The sequence below is a fragment of the Pseudomonas flexibilis genome (assembly GCF_000802425.1).
Classification (GTDB): domain Bacteria; phylum Pseudomonadota; class Gammaproteobacteria; order Pseudomonadales; family Pseudomonadaceae; genus Serpens; species Serpens flexibilis.
In genome coordinates this window covers 1-14,701 of record NZ_JRUD01000010.1, presented here as the reverse complement: position 1 = coordinate 14,701, position 14,701 = coordinate 1, and the positions used below count along the sequence as shown (strand labels likewise).

The following is a 14,701-nucleotide window of genomic DNA, read 5'->3' as shown; positions in this document are numbered from 1 at the left end:
CCTCTTCCTCGACCTGCGGGTCGAGCAATCGACGTACTGCGAGAGAAAACCAACATGCACAGCAGGCTTCATCCCTTGACCCTGGCTATCGGTCTGACCCTGGCGCCCGCCGCCTGGAGCGCGACGATCGAACTCGACAGCAGCCTGATCCGCGCCAGCGCGCTGGACACACCGGCACAGCAGATGACCACGCCGGCCGCCGTGCTCGACGGCGATGCCCTGGTGCTGCGCCGCGAGGCGACCCTGGGCGACACCCTGGACAGCCTGCCTGGCGTGCGCGCCAGCGGCTTCGGCGCCGGCGCCTCGCGGCCGCAGATTCGTGGCCTGGATGGTGCGCGGGTAATGGTCATGAGCGATGGCGTGGATGTGCTGGATGCCTCGACCCTCAGCCAGGACCACGCCGTCAGTGTCGAACCGCTTCTCACCGAGCGCATCGAGGTGCTCAGGGGACCCGCAACGCTGCTCTACGGCGGCGGCGCGATTGGCGGGGTGGTCAACCTGATCGACAAGAAGGTCCCCACCTACGTGCCGGCCAACGGTTATGAAGGGGAGGTGGAGCTGCGCGCCAACAGCGTGGCCAACGAGGGCGCCGGCCTGTTCGGCCTGACGGTTGGCCAGGGCAACGTCGCCTTGCGCGTCGAGGGCGTCAAGCGCCAGGCGGATGATTACGAGCTGCCCGACTCCAGCGACAAGCAGCTGGGCGCCTACAACGACACCGAGAGCTACAGCCTGGGCGGCAGCTTCATTGGCGCACGTGGCTATCTGGGCCTGGCATACAGCCGTCAGGAAAACCGCTATGGCCTGCTGGCCCACGAGCATGTTGAGTGCGACCCGCATGGCGACCACTGGCACTGCGGCGACCACGGTCATGGCCATGACCATGACGATCATGAGCACGAAGACGAAGCGGTGCCCTATATCACCCTCCGCCAGAACCGCTGGGACCTGCGCGGCGAGCTGAACGATCCGCTGCCCGGCTTCGAGCTGGCGCGCCTGCGCGTCGGCCACAGCGACTACCGGCACGCGGAAATGGAAGCGGGCGAAGCCGCGGCGATCTTCGACAACCAGGCCAGCGAGGCACGCGTGGAGCTGACTCATCGTCCGCTGTTCGGCTGGCACGGCGTGCTCGGCGGGCAGACCACGCGCCGGGATTTCCAGCGCTGGACCGCGGAGAATCCGATGCCGCAGACCCTGACTCGCAACCACGCGCTGTTCCTCCTGGAGGAATACACCGCCGGTGCCTGGCGCTACGAACTGGGCAGCCGCTATGAATGGCAGGACATCGACGCCGACGCGGGCGCGCCGGACACCGAGCACAGCGGTGTGTCGCTGTCCGCCGGCGTGGTATGGACCTTCGCGCCCGAGTACTCGCTGGGTGTCTCGCTGTCGCGTTCGCAACGCCTGCCCAGTGCCGAGGAGTTGTACGCCTACGGCCCGCATGCCGCCAGCCGCACCATCGAGAAAGGCAACCCGCAGCTGGAAGAGGAAACCGCGCGCAACGCCGAAATCACCCTGCGCAAGTTCGCCGGAGCCACCACCTTCAGCCTCGGCCTGTTCCACAACCAGGTGGCTGACTTCATCTATGCCGCCGACCTGGGGCGCAATCCGGGTGGCGGCTACCGTGAGGTGGAATATCGCCAGGCGGATGCGCTGTTGACCGGCTTCGAAGGCGAGATTCGCCACCAGTTCACCGAGGCCACGGCCCTGACCCTGTTCGGCGATCGGGTGCGTGGCCGACTCAAGGACGGCGGTGATCTGCCGCGTATTCCGGCCGACCGGCTGGGGCTGCGCCTGGAGCAGGAACTGGGTAACGGTGTGAGCGGCGACCTGTCCTTCCAGCGCGTGCAGCGGCAGGATCGCCTGGCTGAATTCGAAACGGAAACTGCCGGCTACAACCTGCTGGCCGCCGGGCTGTCCTGGCAGGGCGCGCTCAGCGAGGGTGACTGGCTGGTCTACCTGAAGGCGGACAACCTGTTGGATGTGGAGGCGCGTCAGCACAGCTCGCTGATCAAGGACGAAGTGGTGCTGCCGGGACGCAACCTGACCCTGGGCACGCGTTTCACCTTCTGACCCGCACCTGGGGTGTAAAAGGGCGGTTGGCGGGCGGAAGTGCTTTACCGGGAGGTCTACTCTCTGTTTGGATGGCGGCTTTTTTCGGAAAGCCGACGAACGGATGCCCCTGGTTCGCAGCTTTTCGCCCGCACAACTAAAGGAACACGCCCATGTCCTGGAACAACCCCACCTGGATAACCTTCGTGCTGTACATCCTGGCGATGGTGCTGATCGGCTTCATCGCCTACCGCGCCACGAAGAACTTCAACGACTACATCCTCGGTGGTCGCAGCCTGGGCAGTTTCGTCACTGCCCTGTCCGCCGGGGCCTCGGACATGAGCGGCTGGCTGCTGATGGGCCTGCCGGGAGCCATCTTCGTCGCCGGCCTGTCGGAAAGCTGGATCGCCATCGGCCTGATCATCGGTGCCTGGCTCAACTGGCTGTTCGTTGCCGGGCGCCTGCGGGTGCACACCGAGCACAACCACAACGCCCTGACCCTGCCGGACTACTTCACCCACCGCTTCGAGGACACCAGCCGCCTGCTGCGCATCTTCTCGGCGCTGGTCATCCTGGTGTTCTTCACCATCTACTGCGCCTCCGGCGTGGTGGCCGGTGCGCGGCTGTTCGAAACCACCTTCGGCGTGCCTTACCACTATGCCATCTGGCTCGGCGCCGCGGCCACCATCCTCTATGTGTTCGTCGGCGGCTTCCTGGCGGTGAGCTGGACCGACACCGTGCAGGCGTCGCTGATGATCTTTGCGCTGCTGATCACGCCGCTGTTCGTCATTCTCGCCCTCGGCGACCTGGGCACGGCCATGGACACCATCGCCGCCCAGGACCCGTCCAACTTCGACATGTTCCGCGGCCTGTCCTTCATTGCCATCATTTCGCTGATGGGCTGGGGGCTCGGGTATTTCGGCCAGCCGCACATCCTGGTGCGCTTCATGGCCGCCAGCTCGGTGAAGGCCATTCCCCGCGCTCGGCGCATCGGCATGACCTGGATGATCCTCTGCCTGGCCGGCGCCGTGGCGGTCGGCTTCCTGGGCATCGCCTATTTCGCCGGTCATCCCGAACAGGCCGGTCCGGTAACCGAGAACGGCGAGCGGGTGTTCATGGAGCTGGTGAAGATCCTCTTCAACCCCTGGGTGGCCGGGGTGATCCTGTCCGGCGTGCTGGCGGCGGTGATGAGTACCCTCAGCGCCCAGTTGCTGGTGTCCTCCAGTGCGCTGACCCAGGACTTCTACAAGTCCTTCCTGCGCAAGCATGCTTCGGAACGCGAGCTGGTCTGGGTCGGCCGCGGCATGGTGCTGCTGATTGCGCTCATCGCCATCGGTATCGCTTCCAACCCGGACAGCAAGGTGCTCGGCCTGGTGGCCTACGCCTGGGCTGGCTTCGGCGCTGCTTTTGGTCCGGTGGTGCTGATCTCGGTGCTGTGGAAGCGCATGACCCGTAATGGTGCGCTGGCCGGCATGATCGTGGGTGCCGTCACCGTGGTGGTGTGGAAGAACTTCATCGGCCTGGGACTGTACGAAATCATTCCGGGCTTCATCCTCGCCAGCCTGACCATCTGGGTGGTCAGCTTGATGGGCAAGGAGCCGGCAGCGGACATCCAGCGGCGCTTCGAAGTCGCCGAGAAGGAATACCAGGACGCGCATATCTGAGCGGCGCTGGCGCGGCGTGACAGGGCTGGCTGGCGCCGGCCCTTGGCCGGGGTAAACCCGGCCGTCCCAAGCCAGGCAGCGCCAGCCGCGACTCTCGTCAGTTCAGCACGTAACCCTTCGGCTGCAGGGCCTCCGGCACGGGCTCGCCCAGCACCTCCAGCACGTCCCGCTCGATGACCCGCACCAGCGCATCGAGGGGCAAGTCGTTGTCGGCGAAGCCGAACGGGTCTTCCAGTTCGTCGCCCAGCGCGTCCAGGCCGAAGAAGGTGTAGGCAATGATCGCCACCACCAGCGGGGTCATCAGCTCCAGCGAGCTGACCAGGCCGAACGGCAGCAGCAGGCAGAACAACCAGGCCGTGCGGTGCAACAGCAGGGAATAGGCGAACGGGGTCGGCGTGCTCTTGATGCGTTCGCAGCTGGCCTGCGCCGAGCTCATGCCATCCAGTCGGCGTGCCAGTGTCTGGTACAGCACATCGCTCAGCACGCCGCGCCGCAGGCAGTCAGCCAGGTCATCGGCGATGCGGTTCAGCAGCGCATCCGGAATCTGGTGATGGGCCTTGAGCAGCTCTGCTTCCCGCGGGTCGATCCAGTGCCGTATCGGCGTGAGCGGGTCCTGCCCGCGCAGCGAGGCCGCCAAGGCGTGGGCAAAGGCAATGCAGCGGCGCAGGGTGCGCTCACGCAAGGCGGCGTGGGCCTCGTCGCCGAGCAGTGCCTGAGTATCGCGGGCCAGGCCGCGGCTCTGGATGACCAGCTCGCCCCAGAGCTTGCGGGCTTCCCACCAGCGGTCGTAGCAGGTGCTGTTGCGAAAGCCGAGGAACACCGAGAGGGCCACGCCCAGCAGCGAGAAGGCCGGGGCGCTCAGGGAGCGCAGGGATTCCAGGTCGCCATGTTCGTAGAACCAGACGGTGACGCAGGCCAGCAGGCTGATGAAGAGGATCTTGGCGGCAATCTTGGGCAGGATGGAACCGCGCAGGATGAAGAACAGCTGCAACGCACCGGGGCGCGGGCGAACGATCATTCAGGGGGGATATCCAGGGGGTAAAACGGAGGAGGGGCGGGGCGCGGCATTATGCGCCGCACCCCGTAGCCCAGCCAGCACCTGACCCCGTGCCCGACCTGCGACATCTTGGCGCAGGGCTTAGACGGTGAACTGCTCGGTCAGCTGCTGCTGTTGGTTGGCCAGCCGGTCCAGTGTCTGGCTGACCCGGGCGGACTCTGCGGCCTGCGCGGCGAGCGATTCGGTGACGCTGCGGATGCCGGTCACGTTGCGGTTGAGCTCCTCGGCCACCGAACTCTGCTGCCCGGAGGCACTGGCGATCTGCAGGTTCATGTCGTTAATCACCGCCACGGCATCGCGGATGTGTTGCAGCGCCTGCACGGCGTGCTGTACCTGATCGGCACCCGCAGCGGCCTGGCCATGGCCCTGGCGCATCGAGCCGACCACTTCCTGGGTGATGCCCTGAAGGCTGGCGATCACCTCGCTGATCTCTCCCACCGACTCCTGCGTTCGTTTGGCCAGCCCGCGTACCTCATCGGCCACCACGGCGAATCCGCGCCCGGCGTCGCCGGCACGCGCCGCCTCGATGGCCGCGTTCAGGGCCAGCAGATTGGTCTGTTCGGCGATGCTGCGAATCACTTCGAGCACCATACCGATGCGTCCGCTGCTGCTGGCTAGCCCTTCGATCTGATTCCTGGCGTCGTCCAGCTCGTGGGTCAGTTGGTCGATGGTTCGGGTGGTGTCGCGGATGACCAGCAGTCCCTGCTGGGTGGCCTGCTCAGCGCGCTGTGCGGCCTGCGCCGCCTGGACAGCGTTGTCCGCTACCGCATGGGACGTCGCGCTCATTTCCTGGGCAGCGGTAGCCACCTGGTCGATTTCGCGATACTGCTGCTGCATCCCGGCACTGGCCTGGCTGGCTATGCCTGCCGACTGCCTGGCCGTGTCGCGGGTTTCCTGCGCCGCGCGCTGGATCTCGGCGATGACCGGCTGCAGTTTGTCCAGGAAGCGGTCGAAGCCACTGGCCAGTTGCCCCAGCTCGTCGCGGCGCCGGTAGCTCAGGCGTTGGGTCAGGTCGCCGTTGCCGCTGGCAATGTTCTGCAGCGCGCCGGCCACGGTGAGAATCGGGCGGGTCACGCTGCGGGCCGTCAGCCAGATCAGCAGGCTGCCCGCCAGCATCGCCAGTACACCCAGCAGCAGGGACACCAGGCTGGAGCGTGTGCCCTGTTCATCAAGTCGCGCCTTCAGCAGCAGGGCCGGGGCCAGCAGCGAGGCTTCTGGCAGTGCCTGGATCACCGACCAGGGCTGCGCGTCGGGAATGGGCTGGAACGGATGGACCCGTTGCAGGTGGTTGCCTTCGCTCCGGCTGACCAGGCGCAGGTGCGGCTTGGCGTCGCCGGCCACGCGCAGCAGCTCGGCGGCCTGCTCGGCGAACACACCGGCCATTGGCTGACCGATCGCGCCGGCATCGGCGCTATGGGCCGCCAGCAGCCCGCTGGGGCTGACGATGCTGACCTGCCCCTGGCCGCCAGGTAGTTGCTGGCTGGCGGCCAGGCTCAGGACCTGCAGTTTCTCCAGGGTGATATCGAGGCCCATGACCGCCACGACCTTGCCGTCCCGCAAGAGCGGATAGGCGATGGAGGTCATCAGGGTCTCGACTCCATTTGCTTTGTCCAGGTAGGGGTTCAGCAGGCAGATGGCGGCGCGGTCCCGCGGGCAGGTGTACCAGCTGTTGTAGGGCTGGCCATCCTCGCCGGGGGTGGCGTCGCGCATCACCTTCTCACCCATGACTTCCAGGACCGGCTTGCCGGGTTCGCCCTGGCTCCAGTAGAAGGCGATTCGGCCTGTTTCATTGCTGCCCAGATCGGGTCGGTCATGGAACGCACCGTCCCGGCCGTCCAGGGTGTCGTGTTCGAACACCACGTAAAGGCCAAGCAGGTCAGGGAAGGCGACCAGTGCATCGCGCGTGAGATCGAGCAGGGTCAGGCGCAGCTGTTCGGGCGGAAGGCCGGTTGCCTGCTCGCCCAATTCGTGCAGCAGGCTGAGCTCGCGAGCGATGCCCTGGCCGTGGCGGTAAGCATCGGCGAACAGGCGCTGGACGTTCAGCACCTGGGATTCCCCCAGGGCGGACAGGGCCTGGCGGGCCGACGCGTTGAGCATCTGATTGCTGCCAACCCAGACACCTTCACTGCTGCGCTGCATCTGATAGAGCGAGGTGCCCATCAGCAAGGTGACCACGGCCAGCAGGCAGCAGCCGGCAAGCAGGGTGATTCTTCGGGTGATGGAAAGCGGAATGAACATGCGGGTTCCTTGGTCAGCAATGGTCCGCGGTGGTGCGGATGGCTCGCGGCTGGCACCGAAAGAGGGCGCTCTTCGGGGCCAGCAGGGCAGCGAGCGGTTGTGCTGCCAGGGAGGGGCAAAGTTTGTGCCGCTAAATTGACATCAATAGGTTGGCGGGGCGTCAGCGCACCCGCGTCGCCGCGCTGACGCCCTCCAGAGTGGCGAAGGAGGTGTCCTTGGCGGTGAGCAGGAAGTCGCGCATGAAGGGCGCATCCAGCATGTCGGCGCGGATCGCCGCGTACAGGGTGGCGAACAGGCCTTTTTCGCCGAGCCGCTTGGCGGTCACGTAGCCGCGCGAGCTGTATTCGTGCAGCGCCCAGTTGGGCAGGCAGCACACGCCGCGTCCGCTGGCCACCAGTTGCATCATCATCACCGTGAGTTCCGCGGTGCGCACCTGCGCAGGCTCGATGTCGGCCGGCTCCAGGAAGCGGGTGAAGATGTCCAGCCGGTCGCGCTCCACCGGGTAGGTGATCAGGGTTTCCCGCTGCAGGTCTTCCGGCACCACGTAGGGACGGCTGGCCAGCGGGTGCTGGTTGGCCACCGCCAACAGCGCCTCGTAGGTGAATAGCGGCACATAGGTGATGCCGGACAGCTCCAGCGGGTCGGAGGTCACCACCAGGTCCAGGTCGCCCCGGGCCAGCGCCGGCAGCGGTGCGAAAGAGAAGCCCGAGGCCAGGTCCAGCTCCACTTCCGGCCAGGCATCGCGGAACTGGTCGATGGTCGGCATCAGCCACTGGAAGCAGCTGTGGCATTCGATGGCCATGTGCAGGCGGCCGGCGGTGCCGCCGGCCAGGCGGGCCAGGTCGCGCTCTGTGCCGCGCAGCTGCGGGAGCACGGCGTCGGCCAGTTGCAGGATGCGCAGGCCGGCGCTGGTGAAGCGCACCGGCTTGGTCTTGCGCATGAACAGCGGCATGCCCAGGCGTTCCTCCAGCTCCTTGAACTGGTGGGACAGCGCCGACTGGGTCAGGTGCAGGCGCTCGGCCGCCTCCACCAGGCTGTCCGCCTCGCGCAGTGCATGAAGGGTTTTCAGGTGGCGTATTTCCAGCATTGCACAACTCTCCCGGAGCGACAGCACGCCCATGAGCCTTGTTCATGAATGGCGCAGAGTGTGGCGCAGAGCCTGCACCCAAGTCGAGCGCGGCCGCCGCAGACGGGTTGAACTATGCTGTTACGGCACATTCCACCGAGGGTCACCGTCATGAAAAGCCATGAAGCCCGTAAACAGGGGAAGAAAAAACCGCAGCGCACCCTGCAGGAGAAGCGCCAGGCCAAGCGGGCCAGAAAGTCCGGTGTCACGCTGCTGGGCAGTCATGCCCCAACCTGAGTTGCGTTCAGGCCCGTGCCGGCAGGCGGGCGCCGTACAGATTGACCAGCAGGCCGGCCAGCACCAACCCCACCCCGGCTCCCTGCTGGATGTCCAGGCGCTCGCCCAGCAGCAGGGCCGAGGCACTCAGCCCCACAACCGGTACCAGCAACGAGAAAGGCGCGACCTGGCTGGCCGGGTAGCGACTCAGCAACCGGCCCCATAGACCGTAACCGAGCATGGTGGCGGCAAAGGCCAGGTAGACGATGGCCAGCAGCGATTGCAGATCCAGGCCGAGTATCGCCCGTTCCAGCGTGGCCGGTCCTTCCAGCCACAGGGAGAGCGCCAGGAACGGCAGTGGAGGCACCAGCGCGCCCCAGACCACCAGTCCCAGGATGTCCACCTTGCCGATCCGGCGCGTGACGATGTTGCCCAGTGCCCACATGGACGCGGCGCACAGCGTCAGGGCGAAACCCGCCAGCGTCATGCCCGTGCCGCTGCGCAGGCCGATCAGCGTCAGCCCCGCCGCCGCGACCAGCAAGCCGAGCAACTGGCCGGCGCGCACCCGCTCGCCCAGCAGCGGCACGGCGAACAACAGGGTGAAGAAGGCCTGTGCCTGCAGCACCAGCGAGGCCAGCCCGGCCGGCATGCCGGCCGACATGGCGTAGAACAGGAAGGCGAACTGGCCGAGCGAGATCGTCATGCCGTAGGCGAGCAGCCAGCGCCACGGGAGCCTTGGGCGAGGAATGAAGAAGATTGCCGGGAATAACACCAGCAAAAAGCGCAGCGCGCCGAGCAGCAGCGGCGGCACGCCCTGCAGCCCGATCTTGATGACCACGAAGTTCAGCCCCCAGACGGCGATCACCACCAGGGCCAGCAGCACATCCTTGAGCGGCACGCGGCACCTCCGGCCGGCGAGTCAGGAGCAGGGTGAGCGGCGCAAGGCCGCCGCAGGGCGGGGCGCGTCAGTGCTGCGGGTGCAGGCGCACGTTCAGTTCATCGACCACCACCGCCCAGTCGGCGTCCTCGAGGATTTCTTCCTTGAGCAAGGCGGCCTGGGCGGGTGTCCAGAAGGGGGCTTCGCTGATCTTCATGCCTTCCGGCAACGGCGAGTGCTGCGCGATGAACGCGTCGATGCTGGCATCGTCGGCATCAAGGCCCAACTGTTTGAACAGGCTGGCCAGGCTGTGGATCGGCTGTTCCATGGTCTTCCTCCTACTGAACGTGCAGTAACCATAGTTCATGCGCAGCCAGCCACGGATCAGAAGCCGGCGAAGCGCAGGTAGCTGGCGGTGATCGCGTCGCCCCAGAGCAGCGCGATCCAGCCGGCGATGGCCAGGTAAGGGCCGAACGGTATGGGCGAGCCTTGCGTCGCGCCGCGCGCCTTCAGAATGATCAGGCCGAGAATCGCCCCGACCAGCGAGGACAGCAGGATGGTCAGCGGCAGGATCTGCCAGCCGCCCCAAGCGCCAAGCATGGCCAGCAGCTTGAAATCGCCATAGCCCATGCCTTCCTTGCCGGTGAGCAGCTTGAACAGCCAGTACACCGACCACAGGCTCAAATAGCCGGCCACCGCGCCCCACAACGCATCTTCCAGCGAGGTGAACAGGCCGAAGGCGTTGACGATCAGCCCCAGCCACAGCAGCGGTAGCACCAGCGCATCGGGCAGCAACTGATGATCGGCATCGATCAGGCTCATGGCCAGCAGGCCCCAGGTCAGCAGCAGCATGGCGGCGCAGGCCCAGCCAAAACCGAAGTGCCAGGCCACGAATGCCGAGAGCAACCCGCAGGCCAGCTCCACCAGCGGATAGCGCGGGCTGATGGCCGCCTGGCAACTTGAGCACCGGCCGCGCAAGGCCAGCCAGCTCAGCAGTGGAATGTTCTCCCAGGGGCGAATGGCATGTCCGCAGTGGGGGCAGCGCGAGTTCGGCGTCAGCAGGTTGAAGGCCGGACCGACTGGCTCGGCGGGCAGCGCTAGGATGTCACGGGCCTGCTGCTGCCAGTCGCGCTGCAGCATCAGCGGCAGGCGATAGACCAGCACATTGAGGAAACTACCGACCAGCAGGCCCAGCAGCAGGGTGCACAAAACAAAGGCCAGCGGGTGGCTGGCCAGGTAATCGGCAAGGGACATCGTCAACCCTCGAGTATTTTTCTTTTGTGAGAGCGGCTTCAGCCGCGATGCCTTTGGCGGCCACGCCAGAAGCTCGCGGCTGAAGCCGCTCCTACAGGTTCTGTCGCGCGGCGCCTTACACCACCGCGCCCAGCTGGAAGATCGGCAGGTACATGGCAATGATCAGGCCGCCGACCAGCACGCCGAGCACCGCCATGATCATCGGTTCCATCAGTGCGGTCAGGCCGTCGACCATGTTATCGACCTCAGCCTCATAAAAAGTCGCCACCTTGTCGAGCATGCCGTCCAGTGAACCGGATTCTTCGCCGATGGCGGTCATCTGCAGCGCCATGGCCGGGAACACGCCGGTGGTGCGCATGGAGAAGTTCAGTTGCATGCCGGTGGACACATCCTGCTTGACCTTCAGCACCGCGTTCTTGAACACGATGTTGCCGGTGGCGCCGGCCACCGAGTCCAGCGCATCGACCAGCGGCACACCGGCGGCGAAGGTGGTCGCCAGGGTGCGGGCGTAGCGGGCGATGGACGACTTGTAGAGGATGTCGCCGACAATCGGCAGCTTGAGCACCGAGCGGTCGACGAAGTCGCGGAATTTCTGCGAGCGCTTGTGGGCCTCCTTGAACAGGAAGCCGGCGGCGAAGAAGCCGGCCAGCAGGATCAGCCAGTACTCCTGCAACGCCTCGGACAGGCCGATGACCATCAACGTGAAGGCCGGCAGCTCGGCGCCGAAGTTGGCGAACACCGACTGGAACTGCGGCACCACCTTGATCAGCAGGATGGCCGAGACAATGATCGCCACCAGCACCACCGCGATCGGGTAGTTCATCGCCTTCTTGATCTTGGCCTTGAGCGCCTCGGTCTTTTCCTTGTAGGTGGCCACCCGGTCGAGCAGGGTTTCCAGCGCGCCGGACTGCTCGCCGGCATCCACCAGGTTGCAGTACAGCTCGTCGAAGTACTGGGGACGCTTGCGCAGCGAACTGGCCAGGCTGTTGCCCGCCGCCACGTCCTGCTTCACGTCGTCCACCAGCTTGCGCATGTTGGCGTTCTCGAAGCCCTCGCCAATGATGTCGAAGGCCGACAGCAACGGTACGCCAGCCTTCATCATGGTGGCCATCTGGCGAGTGAACAGCGCGATGTCCAGCGGCTTGATCTTCTTGCCGGCGCCGAAGAGCGAAACCGCCTTCTTGCGCACCTTGGTCGGGTTGATGCCCTGCTTGCGCAACTGGGCCTTCACCAGCGCCGGGTTGATGCCGCTCAGTTCGCCTTTCAGCCGGGCGCCGCGCCGGTCGATACCTTCCCATGTGAACAGGGTGGTCTTCACTGCTTTCTCGGCCATGGTTAGTCCTTGGTCACCCGGTTGACTTCTTCGAGGCTGGTCACGCCCTGCATCACCTTCAGCAGGCCGGAGGTGCGCAGATCGTTGAAGCCTTCTTCGCGCATCTGCGCCGCGATTTCGATGGAATTGCCGTCGGCCATGATAAGGCGCTGCAGGGCAGGGGTATTTTTAACCACTTCATAAATACCGACGCGGCCCTTGTAGCCATCCTTGCAGTGTTCACAGCCGACCGGGCCGTAGAGCTTGAACTTGCCGATGCGGTTTTCCGGAAACCCCTCCTTGAGCAGGGTTTCGCGCGGCACCTCCACCGGCTTCTTGCAGCTGGGGCACAGCTTGCGGGCCAGGCGCTGGGCGATGATCAGGTTCACCGAAGTGGCGATGTTGAACGCTGCCACGCCCATGTTGCGCAGTCGGGTCAGGGTTTCCGCAGCGCTGTTGGTGTGCAGGGTGGACATCACCATGTGGCCGGTCTGCGCGGCCTTGATGGCGATTTCGGCGGTCTCCAGGTCGCGGATTTCGCCGACCATGATCACGTCCGGGTCCTGACGCAGGAAGGCACGCAGCGCCTGGGCGAAGTCCATGCCCTGGCGCGGATTGACGTTCACCTGGTTGATGCCTTCCAGGTTGATTTCCACCGGGTCTTCCGCGGTGGAAATGTTGATATCCGCCGTGTTGAGAATGTTGATGCCGGTGTACAGCGACACGGTTTTACCCGAACCGGTCGGACCGGTGACCAGGATCATCCCCTGGGGCTGCTGCAGCGCCTGCAGATACAGCTCCTTCTGGCTTTCCTCGTATCCCAGGGCATCGATGCCCAGCTGTGCACTGGACGGGTCGAGGATACGCATCACGATCTTCTCGCCCCACAGCGTCGGCAGGGTGTTGACCCGGAAGTCGATGGCCTTGGTCTTGGAGATCTTCATCTTGATCCTGCCGTCCTGCGGCTTGCGCCGCTCGGAGATGTCCAGGCCGGCCATCACCTTGAGGCGCGCGGCAATGCGCGTGGCCAGCTGGATCGGCGGGCGCGCCGCCTCGTGCAGCACGCCATCGGTGCGGAAACGCACCCGGTAGGCTTTTTCGTAAGGCTCGAAGTGCAGGTCAGAGGAGCCGCCCTTGATGGCGTCCAGCAGCATCTTGTTGACGAAGCGCACCACCGGCGCGTCGTCGGCCGCTTCGCCTTCATCGCGGGCAGCCTTGTCGTCGTTGCCGTTTTCGATGTCCAGGCCGTCCAGATCGACATCGTCCAGGTCGCTGAGCGACGAGGTGGCGCTCTCGTAGAACTTGTCGAGGGCCGCCCCCAGCTTGTCGTCCTCGACCAGGATGCCCTCGGTGGTCAGCCCGGTACTGAACTGCACATCGTTGATGGCCTGCTGGTTGGAAGGATCGGATACCGCCACGAACAGCTTGTTGCCGCGCTTCCACAGCGGTAGCAGGCGATGCTGGCGGGCCAGTTTCTCGCTGACCAGCTCTCGGGGTTGCTGCTCCTTGTCGATAGCGCCGAGGTCCAGCAGGGCCACGCCGAACTGCTCGGCGGCCAGCTCGGCCACCGCCCGGCCCTTGGCCAGCTTGTTCTGCACCACATAACTGATCAGCGACTGGCCGCCGCGCTGCGCCTGAATCTGCGCCTGCTGTGCGGTCTTTTCATCGAGCAGTCCGGCCAGCACCAATTGGCGGGCCAGACCGGAGAGGGAAATGGCGGTATTCATCGGCTCACTCCGTGGCAATGGCCGCCTTATAACGCAGCCGCACCGTGAGTTCTGAAACCTGGCGCACACAGTGACGCGGGGTGTCACTTTGTGGCTGAGCCGTGTTCGTGGCGGAGTGTTTTTTGTTTGTTTCGACGCGGATCGCTGCAAAGTGATGTCATATGGCCATTTTTTATGGTGATCTGCGTCTCTCGGAGTTTTTATCGCGCGTCACAAAACTGACAGATCGTGGGTGGTCGTATTTGTTCGTAAAAAGCTTTTAGAACAACGGCTTGGAACGTTTCTGTGCGTATTTTGAGCGATGGATGAGTCAGGGATTGCCGGCTTTCTGGCACGCCGGCTGCTGCCTCTTGGGCAGGTCATCGGACCTTGAACAATCCCAAGGGAGATACAGCATGAAAGCTCAAATGCAGAAAGGTTTTACCCTGATTGAATTGATGATCGTTGTGGCGATCATTGGCATTCTGGCCGCGGTGGCGCTGCCGGCGTATCAGGATTACACCGCGCGGGCGAAAGTTTCCGAGGTGGTTCTGGCTGCTTCTCAATGCCGTACCACGATTACGGAGGCGTCGCAGACTGGTTTTGCTGCAGATGCGACTGCTAATGGCTTCGGGTGTGGTGAGACCGCTACTGGTCCGGTGTCGCAATATGTGAACACTATTACCACCTCTGCTGGTGGTGTTATCACTGTCTCTGCGCGTAACATTTCTCAGCTGGGGACTAACGTGAACATTGAATTGGCTCCGTTTAGTGACGCTGGCGCAACTACTGCTATGGCTGCTTCCGGATACAATCGCGCCAATCTGACTCCCATCCTTTCTTGGGTTTGCCGCACTTCTAGCACTAATGGTATTGAGACCAAATACCTGCCGGCTAGCTGCCGTTAACAAGAAGAAAAGAAGAAAAGAAAGAAGAAAAGGGGACAGATTTATTTCTGGCCTCTGCTCTCCCAAAGCCCCGCCTTTTGGCGGGGCTTTGTCGTTTAAGCTTGCCAATTTTTATGGGGTAGCGCTGCTGCGGGTATCAGCCGGCCGGAATCAGTCGTAGGGTGGATAACTCGCTTAGCGATTATCCACCGCAATTGCGTCCCAGTAGATAAGGCTTTGCCGTTGTCTACCCTACGGTTGGGCAACGGAGCAGCGGAACAGGGGGTTGATCGAACCTGTGGGAGATTCTATGTT

Annotated in this window: 11 protein-coding genes and 2 pseudogenes; 4 read left to right on the top strand and 9 right to left on the bottom strand. The window is 64.5% G+C overall.

What is annotated here, in order from left to right:
• The first annotated feature begins 54 nt into the window (after window positions 1-54).
• Both SF06_RS07875 and putP read left to right on the top strand, forming a co-directional pair.
• Entirely contained in the window at window positions 55-2,070 is a 2,016-nt protein-coding gene (locus SF06_RS07875; protein ID WP_039560679.1) for a TonB-dependent receptor, read from the top strand.
• A gap of 152 nt (window positions 2,071-2,222) precedes the next feature.
• Window positions 2,223-3,713 (top strand): sodium/proline symporter PutP, encoded by a 1,491-nt coding sequence (gene putP / locus SF06_RS07870; protein ID WP_039560678.1) that lies wholly within the window; start codon window positions 2,223-2,225, stop codon window positions 3,711-3,713.
• A gap of 97 nt (window positions 3,714-3,810) precedes the next feature.
• Here putP and SF06_RS07865 read toward each other — a convergent pair whose 3' ends face one another.
• The 4 genes and pseudogenes from SF06_RS07865 to metR form a co-directional block, all read right to left on the bottom strand.
• Window positions 3,811-4,731, bottom strand: coding sequence for a bestrophin family protein (locus SF06_RS07865; protein ID WP_039560677.1), 921 nt, complete (start codon window positions 4,729-4,731; stop codon window positions 3,811-3,813).
• A gap of 120 nt (window positions 4,732-4,851) precedes the next feature.
• A pseudogene (locus SF06_RS19015) lies at window positions 4,852-5,385 on the bottom strand (methyl-accepting chemotaxis protein); the annotation flags it as partial.
• 324 nt (window positions 5,386-5,709) lie between these two features.
• Window positions 5,710-6,480: pseudogene (locus SF06_RS19010) on the bottom strand (methyl-accepting chemotaxis protein); the annotation flags it as partial.
• Between the two features lie 688 nt (window positions 6,481-7,168).
• Window positions 7,169-8,095 carry a transcriptional regulator MetR gene (metR, locus tag SF06_RS07855; RefSeq protein ID WP_027589489.1) on the bottom strand — a complete coding sequence of 309 codons (927 nt, stop codon included), beginning with the start codon at window positions 8,093-8,095 and terminating at the stop codon, window positions 7,169-7,171.
• Window positions 8,096-8,245: 150 nt separating this feature from the next.
• On the opposite strand from metR, the gene SF06_RS18835 reads away from it, so the two are divergent.
• Window positions 8,246-8,371, top strand: a complete 126-nt coding sequence (locus SF06_RS18835; protein WP_256214691.1) for a hypothetical protein — start codon at window positions 8,246-8,248, stop codon at window positions 8,369-8,371.
• Between the two features lie 7 nt (window positions 8,372-8,378).
• On the opposite strand, the gene SF06_RS07850 is transcribed toward SF06_RS18835, so the two are convergent.
• From SF06_RS07850 to pilB, 5 genes are all read right to left on the bottom strand, one after another.
• A complete protein-coding gene (locus SF06_RS07850) occupies window positions 8,379-9,248 on the bottom strand; it encodes an EamA family transporter (protein ID WP_039560675.1) in 870 nt (289 codons plus the stop codon).
• Window positions 9,249-9,315: 67 nt separating this feature from the next.
• Window positions 9,316-9,555 (bottom strand): DUF2789 domain-containing protein, encoded by a 240-nt coding sequence (locus SF06_RS07845; protein WP_027589491.1) that lies wholly within the window; start codon window positions 9,553-9,555, stop codon window positions 9,316-9,318.
• 56 nt (window positions 9,556-9,611) lie between these two features.
• On the bottom strand, window positions 9,612-10,481 hold the full coding sequence (locus SF06_RS07840) for a prepilin peptidase (RefSeq protein WP_027589492.1): 870 nt from the start codon (window positions 10,479-10,481) through the stop codon (window positions 9,612-9,614).
• Window positions 10,482-10,596: 115 nt separating this feature from the next.
• On the bottom strand, window positions 10,597-11,814 hold the full coding sequence (locus SF06_RS07835; RefSeq protein ID WP_039560673.1) for a type II secretion system F family protein: 1,218 nt from the start codon (window positions 11,812-11,814) through the stop codon (window positions 10,597-10,599).
• A 2-nt stretch (window positions 11,815-11,816) separates the two neighbouring features.
• Complete coding sequence (gene pilB, locus SF06_RS07830) at window positions 11,817-13,520, bottom strand: type IV-A pilus assembly ATPase PilB (protein WP_027589494.1); 1,704 nt, start codon at window positions 13,518-13,520, stop codon at window positions 11,817-11,819.
• Between the two features lie 395 nt (window positions 13,521-13,915).
• Between pilB and SF06_RS17970 the strand changes: the two genes are divergently transcribed.
• On the top strand, window positions 13,916-14,407 hold the full coding sequence (locus SF06_RS17970) for a pilin (RefSeq protein ID WP_039560672.1): 492 nt from the start codon (window positions 13,916-13,918) through the stop codon (window positions 14,405-14,407).
• Window positions 14,408-14,701: the final 294 nt, after the last annotated feature.